An 18,493-nucleotide genomic window follows, 5' to 3' on the forward strand; every position below is an offset into this window, starting at 1 on the left:
GCACCGAACTCCACGACGCCTTCGTCTCCCTGGCCTGCAGCCTCATCTGCTGGAGACGTCTCAAGAAGCACAACTCATGATCGTGTTACGAGCTCTTCGGCGTGGGTTTTTTGCTGTGCTGTGCCGCAGGAACCAGGGCGATCACCTCCGTCTCCCGCAGGGTGTGGGAGGCGTTCATCGACTGGAAGGCATCAGATATGGCTACGGGAACTGTGAAGTGGTTCAACGCTGAGAAGGGCTTCGGCTTCATCGCCCAGGACGGGGGCGGCCCGGATGTCTTCGCCCACTACTCGGCGATCAAATCCTCTGGCTTCCGCGAGCTCCAGGAGGGCCAGATGGTGACGTTCGACGTCACCCAGGGCCAGAAAGGCCCCCAGGCCGAGAACATCAGCCTGGCCTGACTTGGCTGAGGTGCGGGGCCCCGACCGGACAACGGAATCGGGGCCCTTTCTCGCACCCGAACGGTCTACGCTCCATCCTGGCCCGCGCCGGAAATGGGTGTGCGGGACAGGCCCCCGGTCCCTGTGAAGCGGGACGCAGTACGGCGGGGCCGCCCTCTCCGAGGTTGCGAGAGACCCAGTTCGGCCCGTTGACTACTTGAGCTTCTTGTCCGTCAACAGCAGCAAGTCGACAGCAGTGCTGAAGCGGCTGTGGCCTGAGGGGTGCACCCAGAGTTCGGGTTCAGTGCGGCGAGGGTCAAGAACGGTCATCAGGCCGTACTACGGCGGTCGTAGGCGCCGAGTCCTGGCAAGACCAACGTCACCCGCTTTATCAAGCGGAGTCTGCGCTCTTGCGGTCGAGCGCCTGGGATTTCGTCAATCGGGATGCCGGAGTACTTTGACATCCATGCGAACTCCCGCGGCTGAGTCGTCCCGGGCGGCACGGTGCTGAGGGCCGGCGTGCAGGTGCACCCATTCGGCAGGAGCCGTATCTCCGGCACTGTCGTTATCTATTGCGTGGGAGTACCGGATGAGCGACGCGTCGAGGGAGAGGGGCAAGGAGCGCCGAATCTTGTCGGTGGCGGGGGATACGGCGGAGATCTGGCTCGCCACGCGTTGAGGCTCCTGCTGGAGGACGTCGGCGCCCGGCTTCTGGGGCTGACGCTCGGGCTGGTCGGTACGGCAACGCCGAACCTCACTGATCGGCCCCTCGGCGGGGCCTCTGGAAACGGTCGCTTGTGCCCATCGAGCGTGTGTGACATCTGCCCACCTGGTTGAACCTGGCACTGCGCCGCGCCCGTATGGCGGCGGCGGGCTGAAAAGAAGGGCGGGGGAGTCCGGAGGGGAAAGAGACAGATTGGCGCCATTGCACCTGAGCGAGTCTGGCTGCATCGCCTAGTCCGGCCGCCGCTGGCCGACCCTGGCATCGGCTGACCCCCCACCCCCTTGCGCCCGCAGGTCTGCCACTCAACCGGGTGGCCAGCAAAGAGGGACGGGCCCGGCGGAGATCCCCGTTCTCCCTACCGTCGGGGCCTGCCCCGCACGCACCACTCGACATGCCGATCGAGAGGAGCACCACCACGAGCATGCTCGCCATCGAGCTGGAGGACGTCCAAGGTCCCGAGGTCTGCGGCCCCGGCCTGGAGAGGTGCTCTGTCGGGGGGCCGCATTCCGCCAGTTCGCTGCAATCAGTTGCAGACATGGCACAAATTCCCTAATGGATATAGGCAGTCAATGTAGGCAAATGGGTGTGGAGTTGGGATAGCGTCGTGCCTGGTTCGAGTGATGACGACCCGCACAACGGGCCCGTGATCACCGATGGCCGCCTCCACCTCGTGTTGTTCACCACCGGTGGAGGCGGCCTCTTCGCGTACGTCCAGGCACGCGTCCGCTGCTGAGCGGCAATCCGCCCGCAATACGACCCCGGCAAGGTGGCTTCCTGGGGTCGCCCCCTTGGCCATGCCAGGCGTGATTGCTGCGAAGATCCCGGGGTACCGGAGTCGCATGGGTATGGGGGTGAGGTGGGTCGCCATGGAACAGGCCTGGGGTAACGCGGATCAGCATTCGACGCTGATGGGGAACAACATCGCTGTGACGGGAGCCTTCGAAGGCAGCGAGGATATCGCCGTCGCCCGCGACCTCGCCCATAGCTTTCTCACAGACGTGCAGGCAGTGCACGGACTGCCGGTGTCCGAGCGGGCGATGGGCATGGTCATGCTTGTGGTCAGCGAGCTGGTCACCAACGCCCGCAAGTACGCCCCCGGCCCGTGCCTGCTGACCTTGAACATATGCGGAGGGGCAGTCGAGGTGAGCGTGTGGGACAGCAACCCTACGCCGCCGGTGATCCTTGCGCCCGACCCGGGCCGGGTCGGTCGGCACGGTCTGGAGATCGTCATGAAGGTCGGGCAGAGTTTCACGGTCCACCGCGAGCCCGTAGGCAAAAGATCTCCACAGCCATCACGCTGGCCGACAATCCAGGCGGGGGCGTAGCGGACCGCCAGCTGTGAAAACCTCCCCCCATCCGCCGCCCCCGACATATCGCTGTATGCGGAAGGGTGGCGCCAAGAGAGCTGACGGACATGCTTCGTGCGGGGAACGAGCGCGACGGTGACGGCCGCCCTGGGGAGGTTGGTCCAGAACTCGGCTCACCCCGAGACGTGTGCGACGAGCATTCCGCAGGGTCAGGTGGGCTGGGGGCGGCCGAAGAGGAGGTCGTAGCCGGCGGGGAGCTGGAGCAGTATCTGTCCCAGCAGGTCATCGTCGGCGGCGTCGGCTACGGTCGACAGCACCGCGCTGACGTCCCAGGCCGCGGTCTGCTCGGTGGTGCCCTCAATCCAGGCGGCGGTCGCCCGGATGAACCGCTCCGGGGGCAGCGGTTCGGCGTTTTGTAGCGGGTTGAGCAGGATCAGGGCGAAGCCCTCCGGCAGGCGCGCCGCGAGCCGGGCGCGGACCTCGCCGACCAGGTGCGCGCCGAGCAGGGCGAGCACCACGCGCGCCGCGCGCTCCGCTTCCTGCGCAGTGCCGTATTGGCCGCGTTCCTTCACGTGGTCGAGGAACGCTTCGCGTCGCAGAGTCATCTCGCCGCCCTCTTCTTCTTCCGGTTGCCCGCGGGGCGCGGAGGGCGGGGTGAGGGGGAGACCAAAGGCGCCCGCCCTCCCCACCGGTCCGGCCGGTGTCAGCCGGAGATCTCCTTTCGGCCGGAGCCGACGCCGAGGGAGATCTTGCGGGGCTTGGCGCGCTCGGCGATCGGGATGCGCAGGGTCAGCACGCCCGCCTCGTAGTCGGCCTGGATGCGCTCGGTGTCGAGGCTGTCAGCAAGCACGATCTGGCGGGAGAAGACGCCCAGCGGCCGTTCGGACAGCTCCATCTGTACATCGTCGGCCTTCGCCACCGGCCGACGCTCCGCCTTGACGGTGAGCATGTTCCGCTCGACGTCCATGTCGATCGCGTCTGCGGGGACACCCGGAAGGTCGAAGGCCACCACGTACTCGTCGCCCTCGCGGTAGGCGTCCATCGGCATCACGAACGGCCTCGACCAGGAACCCGGGCCCATCAGCTGCTGCGTCAGCCTGTCCAGGTCACGGAAGGGATCAGTGCGCATCAACATCGTGAAGACACCTCCAGCAGGTTCAGGCAGTTGCTGCCAATGCCATCACTGACACCGTTGTAACATGTCATCGAATGGATGACAGCACGGACGTCATCAAGATGATGACAAACGAGGAAGGTGTCCGCGCCGACCAGATGCCGTCCGCGCCCGACTCTCGGGCCTTCGTGGCAGAGAGGCGGGTCGCCTTGGGGCGACACCCGAAGGAGGGGCGTGAGGACTCAGTCGGTGTCGATGCCGCGGGCTGCGAAGACCTCCGCCGCCTTTGGCACGGCAAGGACGCCGTCTTCCACGAAGGTGACCTCCCGCAGGTTGGGCAGCAGGGCGAGGTCGTCGAGTGAGCGGACGTCGAACAGATCGTCCTCGCCGTCCCAGGCGGGGGCGCAGTGCCGGAAGACTTCTGCCCCGGCGTCGAAGCACAGTTCCTCGACGCGGGCGAGCAGCTCCTCCGGGATCTCCAGGGCCTCGAAATAGGCCCGGGACTCCGGCAGTACCTCCGAGTGGAGGCCGTTGCCCAGGACGTAGGACGCGGGGTCGTTGATTCCCCGCTCGGCCAGCCGCGCGGGCAGGTCATAGGGCGGGAGTAGCGGAGCAGGGCCGTACATGAGCTCCTCGATGACGAGTAGCTTGAGGTTGAAGTCGCGGAACTGGCTCATGGCGTATGAGTACCACGGAGGTACGACACAGCTCGGCACGCCCGGACCACGCCCGGCCCGGCCCTGCTCAGGCCGCCGTGGCGGTCAGTCCGCGGCCTGCGATAGGGCACTGGGCGAGGGGGGCAGCCCGCAGACGGCGCGCGCCGGGCATGACCACCGACCGGCGAGGCCGCGGTCGCCCTTGAGGAGGACCGCGGGTGCAGCGCCTCGACGGCGACCGAGAGGACCCGGCCGACGCGAACGCTGCCCGGCCGAGCCCGCCGACGGGCAGCGGACCGTGCGCCTGCCCACCGCCGCCCGCGGCGCCTGTGGAACCGGAGCCTATGAGGTCGTCCAGGGGGAAACGCGCCGTAGAGACGGCGGCCGCTGAAGGGCTGGTGGAGCGGTCAGGGCCCGGCGTCGAGAAGCAGGCGGTTCAACTGGCGGTCGGCAGGCGAGCTTGCGGACGCTGCGGCGGGAGCGCGGCGGCCGCTGGCACCGCCTTGGCCGCGCTCGCCCAGGTTGACGACGGATGCCGGCCGCATGTCGACCCCCGCGAGGACCTGCCGTCTGGACGGGACTGAGACCTTCCGGCACTTTGCTTGTCATGAACTCGACTAGTAGGGCAGGTGTCGTCTTCTCTGCGATGGCTGTTCTCGCCCTGAGTACCGCTGGTGCTGCGCAGGCGGGACCGACTGTGCCGGAACACGCCGTCATCGTCTGCGACAGTGCCAGCTTCTACGCGAACTACGACAGCGCGTCAGGGCCGGTCGGCCTGAAGCGGACGCTGCTGCGCGGTGACAAGGTCGGGCATACTCGCGGTGCCCACCCGGTCTACAACGGCTGGGCGGCCACCTTCGACTTCGGTCCCAACGACTGGGGATTCGTCAGGCACGAGTGCCTGGGCGGCTTCGGTTCCTGGTAAGCAAGGCCCCGACAAGACGACGGAAAGGGCTGCTACATGACCCGCACGAGCAGATTGGCCACCCTGGCCCTGGCCTTCGCCGCGGCAACCGTCACGACCATCACCCCCGCCGCCTCTGCCAACGGCACGGTCGGCCAGCGCGAGACCGTCTGCGCCCAGGACCTGTTCGTCCGGGTCACCGCCCCTCACGGAGCATGGATGGGCACGCTCTACCGAGGGCAGACCTTCCTCGTCGAACAAGGCGGCGGTGACTGGGTCTACGGCTTCGCCTACGGAGACATCAACCGCCGGGGCTGGGTCCAAAATGGCTGGTTCTGCTGAACGGGTCTTCCTCGACGTCGAGGAGAACCAGGGGAAACGATGCGCTGACGTCGCTGGAGAAAGTCCGGGGACGCAACCTCATCGGTCCCTGATCTGGTTCACCGACCGTGCCTGCCTGTTCCTGCTCGTCGCCCAGCCACTCAGCCCCGGCGGCAGGTTCGTCTTCTCCCGGCCACTGGTGATCCCCGGCGCCTTCGGTCCGCAGGGCATGTACAAGAGGGGCGCCGACTCCGCAATGCGCACTTACCGGTACAGCTGCACGCCGCAGAGCTGGGGGATGCCGGGGTCACCAGGATGCGATCGGTGACCCTGGAGCAGACCGGCGCAGGAGCGCTTCGCCGGAGCGGTAGGGGCCGAGAGTCGGCATGGATGGCGAGACCGGCTCCCTTGCGGTGGATCCGCACCTCGATGCGATATGACGTGCCAGCCGTAGCGAATTCCGGGCGTGCACGCGGGGCGCCCCGCCTCCCGCTTGGGCGAGCGGGAGGCGGGGCGCGGGGAGGGTGGGGTCAGCGGCGGTGGTGGTGACGGCCGCTCCAGGACTCGGTGTCGACGGTGCGGCCGCGGTCGTCGCGGAGGGTCGCGGTGTCGGAGTGGTTGTCCCAGATGTAGTTGCGGCGGTCCTGGAAGAGGTCGGTACGGGTGTCGCGGCCCTCACCGGTGTGGATGCGGATCGTGGCGCGGCCGGCGAGGCGGACGTGGTCGAAGGTGTAGCGGTGACCATCCTCGTCCTTCAGGGTCCACCCGTCGAGGTTGACCGAGTGACGGGTGGTGTTGGTGATCTCGACCCACTCGGCGTTCAGCGACCGGTTGGAGCGGTTGTCCCGGCCGGGGCTGTCGGCCTGCACACGGCTGATCTCCACCCGCGACGTGCGGTGACGGTCGCCGTCGTGGGCACTTGCCGGCAGAGCGGCGACGGAGACGAGGGCGCCGGCCGCGAGTGCGGTCGCGGCGATACGGCGGGCGGTCGAAACAGCAGACATGGGTGATGTCTCCTTGAGGAACAGAGCCTCACCAACCCGAATGCTGCTGGTGAGCGCGGGGCGTGTCCCGGTCCCGTGCGGGCCGAGGAAGCAAACTCTGCAACCCACGGCCCGCCGTTGACCGGCTAGCCAGGGCCAGTTACCAGGTCTGGACATTTCCGTAACTGTCGGGTGCATCGAGCATCCATGAGTCAGAACGTGACCATGACATTCACTGATTGCTGCACCCACCCGTCCAGCGGTCAACAACAAGCCCTTGTTTCCGAGCGGGGGACCATCGGGCGAGTACCGCAACGAGCTCCACCACCCGGGTGAGCAGGCAGGTAACAGCCGTTCTGCAGACTTCTTCGCACATATGGACCGTCACTCGCACAGGAAGGCGGCCGCCGACACCACGGCGCGGCTACACGCGCCGATCCTGATCGACCGACAACTCCTGCCCCGTCAGCAACCGGGGGCGCTCACCAAGAAGGGCCACAAGGAAGCCCAGCGGCTGCTGCCGAAGAACCTACGGATCTCCGCGCCGCGAAACCCGAGCTCGACGACGAAAACCAGCCGGTAAAATCGACCGGCTTGCGACGAACGCGCCACCGCCGTCACGACGACTGCTGCCGTGCTCACCGGGGCGGGGTACGGTTCCCCGCTGTCCTGACAGAGCGAGATCACCCACAAGCTGCCCCACGGCTACACCCAGTACGCGACCTGACGATGCGCGCCCCGGGCGCATTTGTGCCCGATGCTCCTGGACATCGACCGTGTGAAGGAGCCCGTCGATGCCAAGCTGCGCCGCTACACCGAGTGGTCCGAGCTGGGCGCCGAAGGCGGATGCGGCGCCAGGAGCAGGCGGCGCGGGGGAGTGGCGGTGCATGACTTCCAGCTGTGTCGCGGATCTATCGGGCGACCGGCCGGAGGGCTATGCGCTGGTGGCGACCGCTGAGACGAGGTGCGCGGCCGGGGCCGGCCCTGGGGCAGCGAGAGCACAGCGTGCTTCCTTGATCACCCGCTGATGTCCGCTCGACCGCCGAGACCCAGGGCGATCCGCAAGCTTCCCAGCTCGTGGCTCCTCAGCGTTTCGGCTGGTGAAGACGCTCGTTGGCGAAGAGCTCGGACTGGTTTCGGTTGCCTTCCCCACCACGCGTGGACGGCCCAAACATGGGCAGGGGCTGGCTGGGCGGGGAACCTCGATCCTTCGATTGACGAGGAGGAGCCTTGAGTGACTTCCAGGAATCGAGCCGCCGGCAGGAAAGCAGCACGGCGGCGGTAGCGCATACGGCTCAGGACAAGGCGAGCGAGGGTGCCGCACTGGTCGGCGGAAAGGCCGCCGAGGTGGGCGGGGCGGCCAAGGAACAGGCGGCCAACGTCGTCGGCGAGGCCACCGCCCAGGCACGGAGCCTTGTTGGGAATCTGCGTGGTCAGCTCCAGGGGCAGGCGCAGTCGCAGACCGGGCGGCTGGCGGAGAACGTGCGCCGGCTTGCGCAGGAGCTCCGGGAGATGGGTGAGGGAGGCAAGCCCGACTCCACCATGGCGGGCGTGGCCCGTCAGATAGCTGACGGCGGCGACCAGGCTGCCGACCGCATCCAGCAGCGCGGACCCGATGGGCTGGTCAGCGACTTGCAGAACTTCGCCCGCCGCCGACCAGGAGCCTTCCTCGCGGGCGCGGCCGTGGCCGGGTTCCTCGTCGGCCGGGCCGGCAAGGGAGTGAGCGCGGCCTCCTCCACCGACAGTGGTACGGGCGACAGCAGCAGCTCTGCTGCCGGGGACCGGACTGATCAAGACGTTCCTGCGGTGGGACGCTCTGGGATACCTGCCGGTTATGAGGACCTGACCGATACCTACGGCCAGTCGCAGCCCCCGCATGTGGTGCCCAATCCGCCGTCCTACCCCCCGGTGGGCGGGGCGCAGCCGCACGGCGGCTCGCCGCGGCCGAGAGAAGGGATGTGACCCGTGGCCACCGCACATCAGGAGCGGCCTACCGGCCATGCCCCGCCGCCGACGGTGGCGGAGCCGTCGATTGGTGATCTGATCAGTGAGATCGGCCAGGATGTGTCCGGGCTGGTCCGCACCGAGATCGAACTGGCGAAGGCCGAGCTGAAACAGGAATCGGCGAAGGCCGGCAAAGCGGCCGGCATGCTGGGCGGGGCGGGTTACGCCGGTCACATGGTGCTGCTGTTCGCCAGCCTCACAGTCGTCTTCGCGTTGGCCCACGTGATCGATATCGCTTGGGCCGCGCTGATCGTCACCGCCCTGTGGGCGGCCGTAGGAGCAGCGCTCTATGTCAACGGGCGGGCAGGCTGGCGCAAGGTCCATCTCAAGCCCGAACAGACCGTGCAGTCGCTGAAGGAGGATGCGCGATGGGCACAACACCCGACGAGCTGAGAACTGATGCGGAGCACCGGCGCGCGCACCTGGCGAGCAACGTCGACGCTCTGGCGGAAAGGATGACCCCGCGCAGGGTGGCCCGACGCAAAGTCGGTGCGGTGCGCCACCGGGTCAGCGGAGTGAAGGAGCGTGTGATGGGCACGGCGCAGAGCACGGCATACGGTGCATCCCAGAGCCTGAACCGCGCCACGGACAGCATCACTGGAGCGGCCGCGGAGGTCGGCGGAACGGTGAACGAGACTCTTCAGCAGGCACCCTCGCAGGTGAAGCGGCAGACCCAGGGCAGCCCCCTGGCAGCCGGGCTGATCGCCTTTGGAGCCGGCATGCTCGCTGCCGCGCTTGTGCCGACCACCGAGACAGAGGAACGCGCCGGACGGCAGCTGCGCGAGCAATCCGAAGAGCTGCTTGAACCCGTCAAGCAGACGGTCGTTGACGCAGCCCAGGAGGTCAAGGAGGAGATGCGGGAGCCCGCGGCTCAGGCCGTGCAAGCGGTGAAGAGCACCACCCAGGACGCTGCGGGGATCACCAAGGACCACGCGCAAAACGCCAGCCAGGAGACAGCGCAGGGGCTGCGCCAGGTGGGCCAGGACGCAGCCGAAGAAGTGCGCCGCACCCCCGGAACCTCCCCCTGAGCACCTCTTCGACGGGGACTCCTGAGAACGGCGGGCATAAGGCATCCCCGCGGGCCCGTACCTACTCGCGGGTGCAAGGCGGCACGTTTTCGGCGGGTGGTGCACCGAAGAACGTGGGGCAGTGCGCGTCCAGCAAGCATGGGCGCGGCGTGGCAGGGCACGGGGGTGGAAGGGGCCGGGCTACCCACGCCCCATCGTGCCGTCCGCCGACGTCAAGGCCTTTCAGGGGGTATGAAGGTGAAGGGCTTCCGCAGCTTCATCCTGCGCGGCAACGTGGTCGACCTTGCGGTCGGCATCGTCATCGGAGCGGCGTTCACCGCCGTCGTGAACGGCTTCGTCGGAGCCTTCCTGACCCCTCTCGTGGGGCTGGCGACCGGCGCCACCGGCGACATGAACCGCAAGACCTTCACCGTGGGCGCCACCGCGTTCCCCTACGGAGCCTTCATCAACGCGGCGATCAGTTTCCTCCTCCTCGCCAGCGCCCTGTACTTCCTCGTCGTACTCCCGATCAACAAGCTGCACGAGCGCCTCGCCCCGCACCACGACGTCCAGGCACCCAAGCGAGACTGCCCCGAGTGCCTCAGCCCCGTCCCGGCACAGGCCCGACGCTGCGCCTCCTGCACCGTCCCCCTGCCCGCAGTACCCGCCCAGGCCGGGGCGACAACCCAGCGGGCCGGGTGACCGACCTCCACAGGCGCGCCCCTGCGTAGAGGCTGTGCACGCGGGGAGGCGGGCAGGACGAAGGGGCGGCCCCGCACGAGCGGGGCCGCCCCTTCGCCCTGCCCGAGGCCGATCGGTGGGCTACTCAACGGGAGAGGGCTCTCTCCGTCCAGCGGGGACGAGGCCTACCGGGTGAACGGTTCTGCCGTACCGCCGCCGAACCGGGACGGGTTTTCGTACGAAAATTCGGTTGGTCCTGATTTGGTAACTCGGAGCAACACGGGGGCCATTGCTCTATACGGTGATCAACTACCGGGCCCGCGAAGTGGGGATGCGCCCGGCTCTCTCATCACCGCACCAAGGGGACATCCATGCTCCGTACGCGTACCGCTGCCGCCGTCGTCACGACGGCGGCGTTCGCCGGCCTGCTCGCCCTGCCCGCACCCGCCCAGGCGGCCGGCTCCGTCCACCTCTACAAGATCTACTACGACAGCCCGGGCAGCGACACCCGGACGAACGCGAGCCTGAACGGGGAGTACGTCGTCGTCCGCAACACCACCACCGCGGCCGTCAATCTGCGGGGGTGGACGCTGACGGACGCGGCGAACCACAAGTACACCTTCGGCAACTTCATCCTCGGCAAGGGCAAGACCGTCACCATCCGCACCGGCAGGGGCACCAACACCAGCGCCAACCTCTACCAGCAGCGTGCCGCCTACGTGTGGAACAACAACCGTGACACCGCCACCCTGAAGCGTTCCAACGGCGCCAGGGTCGACACCTGCTCTTACAACTCCACCCGCGTCGACTCCGTCATGTGCTGACCACCACCTCCTCGCCCGGCGCCCACGCGCGCCGGGCGAGAACCGGCCGGCGCAGCGCAAGAGCACCGCGCTGATGCGGCGCCGCACAGGCCGCGCACGTTGATCACCAGCCAAACCGGCAGCGTCAGCGGACTACCGCGTCGCATACCGCTACGCGCACCTCCTGCCGCCAGGAACTGGTCGAGGTGGCAGTGGCGAAGAGATCGTCTCCTCCCGCTGCACGGCCCATCACCCTGTCAAACCCCGGCACGTGGCGGATCTCAGTGACCTGTCACGCCGAATTGAGCGCTCGTACCGCCTTCCGGCTCTGTCCGATGCGTCCGTGAAGGACCGGCCGGACGCTGTGCTTATGCCGCGTCATGACCCGCCATCTGCATAGGGCCTGTCACCGTCCGGTCAGGGTGAGCCACCCTCTCGGCGGAGGGGATGGCGGCGATCCGGATCGGATCCCGTCGAGCCCAGCCACGCAGCCCGCGACGCGGGAGACGTCCGGCTCCCAGCGGCCGCAGGAGGAAACCGGCCCCCGAGGAGACGTGAGAATCACGGCCTGCGAGGTCGACTCGACCACCGACTCGCCCAGCGCCGAGCTGTTGATCACGAACCGGTCCAGCAAGGCGAGCAACTACATCGTGCACGTCGAGTTCGTCGATGCGTCCGGCAAGCGCCTGGAGGAAGCGACTGTCGGCACGAACAATGTTGCTCCTGGGCAGCAGTCGAAGGTGAGGGCGCAGGGCCTGGCCCAGATGACAGCCAAGATCACTTGCCGGATTACGGATGTCACCCGGTTTGCGTCCTGAGACGGTGATGGCACGACCGAGCCGTGCGTGAGGATGACATGCCAGACGAGACCCGCGGCCGGGCTGCAGCAGACGGCTTCGAGGAGCCTTTGGGCCTCTCCGGGCATCGCAACACCGCGCGTGACGGAAACGTGACTTTATAGGGTCATTGATGGCTGGAGATCCCCGTTTCGTCCCAAGGCGTATTGCCCCGCCTCCTGCTTTCGGTGCTGCCCGTTTGCGAACATATGAAGAAGCATGCACACGAACACGACGAGTACGTCTCGGGAGTACGTGCCGAGCTTCTGGGCGCCTACCGGGCCGGCCCCCACACCGGGGCCGGTCAAGAGGGCCTTTCATGCCCGTTCTGCCGGGCTTTGGAGCGGTCCGAGAAGGAAGCCGGGCGCCGATCCCGTAAGGAGTCGAAGGGGTAGCGCGACGTTCGGGTGGCACGGTGGCCGCCGACCGGGTCCAGGTGGAGGTGATCCTCAGAGCAGCCTTCGATCCTGGTGAAGGCGAGGTCGGCCGCTGGGCTCGCCACCTTGGCCGCGTGCACTACGCCGCCGACGGTGTCCCGGCCCGCGGAGCCGTGAAGACATCCACGCGAGGGCGGGCAGGCGCCGGTGTGTCCAGCACGCCGAGCTCGCCCTCGGCCTGCCCGACGACAAAGCCCTTGACCCGGTGCCTGCCGCGACCGTCACCAGGCCGCCGCCGGGCCGACATCGGAGGACCCGGTCGCCTACCTGCCGCGCCGAGGCGTCCGCGGTTGACCGGCACTGCCAAGGTCAGAAGAGCGCGCGGTAGCAAAGTGCGGCCACGGCGCTCACCGCGGTGGTAGGCCGGCCGGGCCGGTTGTGCGGCACGGTGTTGCCGGCCAGGGCCGTGAGCCCGCGGCGTGGGTAGTCGATCATGAACCCGCCCTGGCGGTCCCACGCCGCGTCGTCCTCAAGTCGCCCCAGCTCGGCCATGTCGCGGCCGCGCAGCTCGGGCCGCAAGTGCAGTGGCCCGACCCGGCCCAGCGCCGTGGTCAGCAGGGTAATGTCGCAGTCGTCCGTGTCCAGGTGGAGCAATACCTCATCGTCGGCCTCGTAGTAGCCGTAGGACGAGAACGTGGGGACGAGGAGCCGACCTGACAGGGCACGGGCGACACCGGTCATCGAGACGTGGAGCCGGGACAGCAGCCGGCCCGTGGCCGCCGGGGTCGGCTTGCGGACTCGGCGGCGCTCTTCGACGGGGGTGCGGGGGCCGGCGTCCGGGACCCGGGCACACGCGTGACGTTCGCGTGCCTCGTCGGCGAGCCTGTCGCGGAAACCCTGGTCCCACAGGCCGTCGAGGTGCGCGTAGCCGAGTGTCCGCAAGGACCGGCGGTCGGCCGCTGTCGGTACGAAGGACACGAGCTCCGTGGCATCGAGCGGGACGATCTCGGGTGCGAGCTGGGGCATCAGTCGTCCTCTCGAGCGTGGCTACAGCAACGACGTGAAGTGCAGGGCTGCGACCGCACCTAGGGTCGCCAGAGGGCGCCCCGGCCGGTGGTGGGGTACGGACCGTCCGCGCAGGGCGAGGACGCCGCGCCGCGGGTAGGCGATGCGGCATCCGCTGTCGGCATCCCAGGAGGGACCGGTCTGCAGCCGGTCCAGCTCCGCCTGGGTCCGGCCAGCCAGCTCGGGGTGGACATGGAGCGGACCCACACCGCCCAACGCGGTAGCCACAATCGCAAGGTCAGACTTCTCGACGTCGACGTGCAGCCAGATCGCGTCGTCTCGCGGGTAGAAGTTGTACCAGCCGTACGACGGTACGAGCAGCCGACCGGTCAGAGCTCTCGCCAACGGCACCAGGGCGAAGTGCAGTCGCGTAAGCAGCGGGGCGTCGGACGAGGTCGCCTGGATCAGCCCGCCGGCCCGGCGCGCGGTGGCTTCCGCGGCCGGGAACAACGCCGCCGCTTCCACGGCGATCGCCTCGGCGGTCGAGCTGTTCCAGAGTTCGCTGAACGCCGCGAATCCCTGCCCGGCGAGGCATTCCCGATGGCTGCTGGCCACGGTCGGCAGGCCGACAGCGAACTCGTCAGGGGCCGACGGGGTCCCCCCGCGCTCGCCGGCTGCGGCCGGTCCGAGGAGCATGCCTACTCTGCTCCGGCGGCGCGGATAACCGGCTTGTCCATCATCACCATCTGGTTCGGGTGCTGCCGCCCGGACTTCGCGCCGCCGTTCGGCCATGCCACGTCCGGCGTGAAGTGTGTCCACTCGCTGTCGGCGGGCAGCGTGATCGCGCCACGGTAGGAGAACTGGGCGGACCCGCCGGAGGCGCCGGAGGCGAGCAGTTCGTCGACACGGCCCTGTGCCGCCTTCTCGATCCGCGACACCTCGATGACCTCCCTGGGCAGGACGTAGTAGTAGCCGTCGGTGTCGGCAAGGACCACGGCGTCACCCTTGGTCTCGCTCATCAGATCACCCTCTCCAGTCGCAGTGCTCTCGGAAACCGAGCATCACATACAGTGAGAACTGCGCTACGGTCCGACGCTACGCCCAGACGACTGACGTGCTCCGGTTCTCCTCGACGCCGATGCGCTCCTCGGGCCGGCTGACGTGGCAAGGACGTCTCGCTCGTGGCGAGTTGGCCGGGCCGCGGCCAACTCGCCACCACGAGGAGTGTGCGACGTCTCGTGAGGCCACCGGCCTCGCCGAACGGTAGATGGCCGCCTTACGCAGAACTCGGTGAGTGGGGTTGAACCGGGCGATTGTGTCCTTGCGAGCCTCCCCCATCTCCCCCCCAGGTCCCTTACAGTCAGTGAGCATTGCTTCGCTCTCAGCAAACCAATCAGGTGGATGCCTACCGTCCGTGGAAGGTCGGGCGGGGCGTGGCGGTGCTGGGCATGCTGGTGCTGCTCCTGGTCGTCGCGCTACGACAGGTCGACGCCGGTCTCGCACGCATCGAGGCCCCAGCCCACCCCACGGCGACGGTGGGGGCTCTCGTCATCCCGGGGGTCGAGTCACGTACGGCGTGGTGCGTGTGGGCCTATGCCTTGGACGATGTGTGGGGGAGTGCCAAAACCTTAGACGGCACTACGCGACCCCCCGCTCCTGCCGTCGACGTGACGGGCGATCCTCGCAGCCGAGTGGACGACTGCCTCAAGCTGTTCACCGACGCCCGCGGCACGGAGATCAGCCCACTCGGGCAGGCTCCTCAGTGGCGTCAGCTGGTGTGGGCCTACGTCGTGCTGGATGTCCTGTTCGCGTGCGGATATGTCTTGCTGCTCAACCGTGGCCTTCGTGTGCTGCGTCCTTCTGAGCAGCGGCCGTCGGCGGGGCGGTTCCCTCCTTCCATCTACCGGGCGACACGGCCGTCACTTCGTCGCCGCCTGATGTTCGTTTTGCTGTTCGCCGAGGTGGTTGAGGCAGCATGCCTCCTCCTGTTGCTGCCGCCCATTTCCCCGCATGAGATCGATATCGTGCACTGGATCGCCTGTGCAGCCGGAGCCTTGAAGTGGCTGTGCGTGGCCGTGGCAGTAGTCTTGCTCGCGTTCCTGCTGTGGGACCGTCGGCCAAGGTCCACACCATGGCGTCGGGACGTGCGCGCTCTGCGACTGCAGCTCGCTGTCGCGGCGCTGCTGCTTCTTCTTCTGAGCGGTGTGGGAACCGACCAGGTCCAGGACGCCTTGCTGGGACTCTTGGACAACGGATTGCGCGGCGTGGCCACCTTGGCGTCTGTCGTCGTGCTCGTACTGCTGCTGTGGCGCAGCGTGCATCGCTCCGCTCTTTCGCGGGAGCGGATCCTTGACTCTGTCCCGTTGATAGCGCTGTGGTTGGCCTGCGGTGCAGCGGCCCTTCTCGCCTGGCTGTGGTTTCGTAACCTGTGGGCGCTTGCCGGCCTGTTTGCCGTGGTCGCGGCTCTCACCTGGCTTAGCAGACGCAGGCCTTTCGATCCCGGCGATGCGGCGAAAGCGAAACTGGCTGATCTGCAAGAACGAAGGCTCGCTCATGCGGAACGACTGAGAGCTCTCGCGCGTGTCCTGGCCGCGTTTCCTCTCATCGTCCTGGCTGTGTTCGTGGTTCGCGCGGCTACCGCGTCAGCTGTCGTGGGGCCTCGCCGTGGCTTCGCCATCGCCCTGCTCATGTGCAGCCTCGTAGTGGCCATCGCCGGCGTCCTGACGCCGTACGCACTGCGCTGGGCTGAGGCGAACGGCGTCCTGACGCCGTACGCACTGCGCTGGGCTGAGGCGAACGGCGTCCTGACGCCGTACGCACTGCGCTGGGCTGAGGCGAAGCAGTGGTCTGTCGCGTTGCCGCCCAGCGAGAACCGAGGCGGAAATGAACTCGACACCAGCAAGGCGGAGCCCGTACCCACTGGCCCAGCCCGTCGTGGCAACTGAAGCGCAGCTCGTCACCGAGACCGGCGAGTGCCCCGGCAAGGTCCTGTTCCTCGCGCAAGGCGGCTACCTGGGTCATGGCTGGAAGTCTGGAGCGACGACGTCGACGTGACCTTGGCCGCCGCGGCGTCATTGGCTGCAGCCACGCTCCTAATCTCGAACGGCCAGAGTTCAGCGGTCTCTGCGACACCACTGACATCACGAGTTCGAGTTCGGTAGCCAGAAGTGACGGACAGGTACGGAACGAATATCAGCTCGGCGACATGCCACACACGACGGCACTCGACAAAACGGGTGCGCACATTAGCCGCTCGGCCCCCTTCACCTCACCTATGCCCGATAGACTGCCCAAAAATCTGCACTTTAGGGGACGCATCGATGAAAATAAAGGACGCCCTTAGGCGTACCTTTAAGGGAGCAGTACCGATCATGTCGCCACCAACTGGCGGCCGACCGCAGCGAAATTCCTAAGGGCGACAATGAAGAACCAGTGGCGGAAGTTTTCCGCATCGATGGAAATGGTGCTCACGAGCTCTGTCGAGAGCTTCTGTTCGAGTCCAGAAAAGAGAGCCAAGAAATATCCGAACGTCGAGGCTGTATGGAGAGATTTCAAAAGGCATTGCCGAAAAACCGTCCAGCAAAATCCCGGACTCGGAGCACGGAATGCACGATGGGAAAAGAATGGGATTCAGGAAACGGCATTCTGGAAGTTCTCCCGCTGTCAAGAGTTTGCCAGCCTCCTAGCAGATCGCCTTGCCGTGCATGCGAAGAGCGCCAGAGCGGAGCAGATAGATACTGAAATATCATTCCTGATTACTGCCATGGTAGAGGATACCGTAACACGGTGGGCTCCTCCCATGCCCAAAGAAAACAAGGGCAATTATCGCCGTCGCGAAAGGCGTAATCACCTTGATGAAATGGCCGTCAAAAGTTCCATAATTGCACCTCCACATGAGAAATCTGTAACCTTCGCAAGTTCCTCGGAGTGTCGGTTCTACGGCTATACTGAAGTCGACTACGAGGACTCCATTGGATCCTCCGACTATTACGTCGAAACAAAGCCCTCGGACGGCCGCTGGGCAAGCCCTCCTAACGCGATAAGCCAAGACCTTGTCGCGGCCTACGGTTCACCAGGGGAATTTGTCGCCCGGGAGGGCTTCGAGTGGGACAACTACCTTGACTATAACAACGAACTACTATCGCGCCATGCGTGGTGGATCGAGGCAGAGAACGACCTAATCGCGGCTTTTAGGGCTTCCGCAAATCAACCCTTCCTGGAATCTCCCTACCTGGCGGAGCATATCCTACATTATCTAGGATCCCACTCGCTCGCCTGGAAGCCATGCGATAGAAACGAGCAAATTTCCCCCCTCGGGTTTCTTGCGCAGCACGTATTCAAAATGTTCACCGAGATCGAATTCGATCAGATTCGCCGCCTTGGAGTCGACTCCGGGGCGGACGCGGACGAAGCCGAAGTATCCATACGGTATCTCTCATACGCTGTAATAGCCGAGCTTCGTCAACACTTCGGCCCAGAGTCGGGAACAACGGCTGGGCGGAGTTCAGAGCTTCCTCCGCAAGAAAGGAACCCCAGTATGCCAAAGAAGAAAATTCAGCGCCGCCAGCTCCGCGATAAGGTGATCAGTACCCATCGTGAGGAGCTGCAGGCCAATATATACAGGGATTACGGCTACGGCAGGGTCCCGAGCAAGGCCCCACGCCCCATAGGGAACGAGGGATGAGTTCCATGTTTTGCATCGGTCGTGGCTACCCCACCTGCCCAAGGGAGTGTTAGGAATCCGAGTCTCCGGCACCTAGGCGTACTGATCAGGAGCATCGTTGACATACGTGGGCCTTGCTCGTGGCGAAACCTTCGGTGGGGTCGAGGTGGATCGGCTTCACCCCACAACGGAGGTTTACGTGTCCCACCGTAATGCCCCTCTGACTTAGCTCCTGCTCGTTGATCGTGTCCGTGCCGGGCCACCCGGTCCCACATGTGGCGGCCGAGATAGGGATATCCGGCCAACGGCCCATAAGAACTCCTAACGAAATGATCTCGAGGTGGGTGGACCGCTCCCGGGCTGCTGATCCGGGGGTGCGGGGTGGCTCGGCCGAAGCCGTGAGATGTCGATGACGATTTGTGGGCTGTGGTCGAGCCGCTGATGCCGAAGGTCGAGCGCCGGAATCGGTATCCCGGGCGCAAGCGGCATCGGGCCTTCTGGTGGTCCAAGGCATCCTGTTCGTCCTGCACTCCGGGATAGCCTGGGAACACCTTCCGCAGGAACTCGGCTACGGCTCATGACCCGCTGGCGCCACCCTATGTATCCAGTGAGCCTCTTTCATCCTGTGCTGGAGTGTCGGCGTACAAGTGAACGTGCACCACCGCGTACGGATGAAAGTGCACCGTTCTTGATGCGGTGAGGTTGGTGTCGCGCGAGTCTTCTGTCGT

The 18,493-nt window shown here is 66.5% G+C and carries 19 protein-coding genes and 2 pseudogenes; 14 read left to right on the forward strand and 7 right to left on the reverse strand.

The window, feature by feature from the left end:
• Nucleotides 1–197: 197 nt before the first annotated feature.
• Both ACZ68P_RS34950 and ACZ68P_RS34955 read left to right on the forward strand, forming a co-directional pair.
• Nucleotides 198–401: a cold-shock protein gene (locus tag ACZ68P_RS34950; RefSeq protein ID WP_471013251.1), complete on the forward strand. Its 204-nt coding sequence runs from the start codon at nucleotides 198–200 to the stop codon at nucleotides 399–401.
• A gap of 1,569 nt (nucleotides 402–1,970) precedes the next feature.
• Nucleotides 1,971–2,429, forward strand: coding sequence for an ATP-binding protein (locus ACZ68P_RS34955; RefSeq protein WP_471013252.1), 459 nt, complete (start codon nucleotides 1,971–1,973; stop codon nucleotides 2,427–2,429).
• A 191-nt stretch (nucleotides 2,430–2,620) separates the two neighbouring features.
• On the opposite strand, the gene ACZ68P_RS34960 is transcribed toward ACZ68P_RS34955, so the two are convergent.
• The 3 genes from ACZ68P_RS34960 to ACZ68P_RS34970 form a co-directional block, all read right to left on the reverse strand.
• On the reverse strand, nucleotides 2,621–3,016 hold the full coding sequence (locus ACZ68P_RS34960; protein WP_471013253.1) for a DUF2267 domain-containing protein: 396 nt from the start codon (nucleotides 3,014–3,016) through the stop codon (nucleotides 2,621–2,623).
• Nucleotides 3,017–3,114: 98 nt separating this feature from the next.
• Nucleotides 3,115–3,546: an Hsp20/alpha crystallin family protein gene (locus ACZ68P_RS34965; protein ID WP_471013254.1), complete on the reverse strand. Its 432-nt coding sequence runs from the start codon at nucleotides 3,544–3,546 to the stop codon at nucleotides 3,115–3,117.
• Between the two features lie 221 nt (nucleotides 3,547–3,767).
• Nucleotides 3,768–4,202 (reverse strand): DUF6892 domain-containing protein, encoded by a 435-nt coding sequence (locus ACZ68P_RS34970; protein WP_471013255.1) that lies wholly within the window; start codon nucleotides 4,200–4,202, stop codon nucleotides 3,768–3,770.
• 676 nt (nucleotides 4,203–4,878) lie between these two features.
• Here ACZ68P_RS34970 and ACZ68P_RS34975 point away from each other — a divergent pair.
• The 3 genes and pseudogenes from ACZ68P_RS34975 to ACZ68P_RS34985 all read left to right on the forward strand — a co-directional run.
• A complete protein-coding gene (locus tag ACZ68P_RS34975; RefSeq protein ID WP_471013256.1) occupies nucleotides 4,879–5,106 on the forward strand; it encodes a hypothetical protein in 228 nt (75 codons plus the stop codon).
• Nucleotides 5,107–5,142: 36 nt separating this feature from the next.
• Nucleotides 5,143–5,427, forward strand: a complete 285-nt coding sequence (locus ACZ68P_RS34980) for a hypothetical protein (protein ID WP_471013257.1) — start codon at nucleotides 5,143–5,145, stop codon at nucleotides 5,425–5,427.
• Nucleotides 5,428–5,518: 91 nt separating this feature from the next.
• Nucleotides 5,519–5,701 (forward strand): annotated as a pseudogene (locus ACZ68P_RS34985) (SAM-dependent methyltransferase); the annotation flags it as partial.
• Between the two features lie 235 nt (nucleotides 5,702–5,936).
• On the opposite strand, the gene ACZ68P_RS34990 reads toward ACZ68P_RS34985, so the two are convergent.
• Nucleotides 5,937–6,410, reverse strand: a complete 474-nt coding sequence (locus tag ACZ68P_RS34990) for a lamin tail domain-containing protein (RefSeq protein ID WP_471013258.1) — start codon at nucleotides 6,408–6,410, stop codon at nucleotides 5,937–5,939.
• A gap of 1,209 nt (nucleotides 6,411–7,619) precedes the next feature.
• Between ACZ68P_RS34990 and ACZ68P_RS34995 the strand changes: the two genes are divergently transcribed.
• The 6 genes from ACZ68P_RS34995 to ACZ68P_RS35020 all read left to right on the forward strand — a co-directional run bounded on the left by ACZ68P_RS34995 (nucleotide 7,620) and on the right by ACZ68P_RS35020 (nucleotide 11,702).
• The gene (locus ACZ68P_RS34995) at nucleotides 7,620–8,351 is read left to right on the forward strand and encodes a hypothetical protein (RefSeq protein WP_471013259.1); all 732 of its coding nucleotides are present in this window, start codon (nucleotides 7,620–7,622) and stop codon (nucleotides 8,349–8,351) included.
• Between the two features lie 3 nt (nucleotides 8,352–8,354).
• A complete protein-coding gene (locus ACZ68P_RS35000) occupies nucleotides 8,355–8,786 on the forward strand; it encodes a phage holin family protein (RefSeq protein ID WP_471013260.1) in 432 nt (143 codons plus the stop codon).
• Nucleotides 8,762–9,421, forward strand: coding sequence for a DUF3618 domain-containing protein (locus ACZ68P_RS35005; protein ID WP_471013261.1), 660 nt, complete (start codon nucleotides 8,762–8,764; stop codon nucleotides 9,419–9,421). Before ACZ68P_RS35000 ends, ACZ68P_RS35005 begins: the two co-directional genes overlap by 25 nt.
• 231 nt (nucleotides 9,422–9,652) lie before the next feature.
• On the forward strand, nucleotides 9,653–10,102 hold the full coding sequence (gene mscL / locus ACZ68P_RS35010; protein ID WP_471013262.1) for a large conductance mechanosensitive channel protein MscL: 450 nt from the start codon (nucleotides 9,653–9,655) through the stop codon (nucleotides 10,100–10,102).
• A 350-nt stretch (nucleotides 10,103–10,452) separates the two neighbouring features.
• Entirely contained in the window at nucleotides 10,453–10,905 is a 453-nt protein-coding gene (locus ACZ68P_RS35015) for a lamin tail domain-containing protein (RefSeq protein WP_471013263.1), read from the forward strand.
• Between the two features lie 533 nt (nucleotides 10,906–11,438).
• Entirely contained in the window at nucleotides 11,439–11,702 is a 264-nt protein-coding gene (locus ACZ68P_RS35020; RefSeq protein ID WP_471013264.1) for an FxLYD domain-containing protein, read from the forward strand.
• Nucleotides 11,703–12,466: 764 nt separating this feature from the next.
• On the opposite strand, the gene ACZ68P_RS35025 is transcribed toward ACZ68P_RS35020, so the two are convergent.
• From ACZ68P_RS35025 to ACZ68P_RS35035, 3 genes are read right to left on the reverse strand one after another with little or no spacing between them, the layout of a single operon-like run.
• The gene (locus ACZ68P_RS35025) at nucleotides 12,467–13,123 is read right to left on the reverse strand and encodes a hypothetical protein (RefSeq protein WP_471013265.1); all 657 of its coding nucleotides are present in this window, start codon (nucleotides 13,121–13,123) and stop codon (nucleotides 12,467–12,469) included.
• Nucleotides 13,124–13,144: 21 nt separating this feature from the next.
• The gene (locus ACZ68P_RS35030) at nucleotides 13,145–13,798 is read right to left on the reverse strand and encodes a hypothetical protein (RefSeq protein WP_471013266.1); all 654 of its coding nucleotides are present in this window, start codon (nucleotides 13,796–13,798) and stop codon (nucleotides 13,145–13,147) included.
• A gap of 2 nt (nucleotides 13,799–13,800) precedes the next feature.
• On the reverse strand, nucleotides 13,801–14,121 hold the full coding sequence (locus ACZ68P_RS35035; RefSeq protein ID WP_471013267.1) for a hypothetical protein: 321 nt from the start codon (nucleotides 14,119–14,121) through the stop codon (nucleotides 13,801–13,803).
• Nucleotides 14,122–14,499: 378 nt separating this feature from the next.
• Here ACZ68P_RS35035 and ACZ68P_RS35040 point away from each other — a divergent pair, with 378 nt between their 5' ends.
• The 3 genes and pseudogenes from ACZ68P_RS35040 to ACZ68P_RS35050 form a co-directional block, all read left to right on the forward strand.
• The gene (locus tag ACZ68P_RS35040) at nucleotides 14,500–16,047 is read left to right on the forward strand and encodes a hypothetical protein (RefSeq protein WP_471013268.1); all 1,548 of its coding nucleotides are present in this window, start codon (nucleotides 14,500–14,502) and stop codon (nucleotides 16,045–16,047) included.
• Nucleotides 16,048–16,523: 476 nt separating this feature from the next.
• Nucleotides 16,524–17,786, forward strand: coding sequence for a hypothetical protein (locus tag ACZ68P_RS35045; protein ID WP_471013269.1), 1,263 nt, complete (start codon nucleotides 16,524–16,526; stop codon nucleotides 17,784–17,786).
• A gap of 420 nt (nucleotides 17,787–18,206) precedes the next feature.
• Nucleotides 18,207–18,343 (forward strand): annotated as a pseudogene (locus ACZ68P_RS35050) (IS5/IS1182 family transposase); the annotation flags it as partial.
• Nucleotides 18,344–18,493: the final 150 nt, after the last annotated feature.

This window comes from Streptomyces sp. NPDC036822 (genome assembly GCF_055609145.1).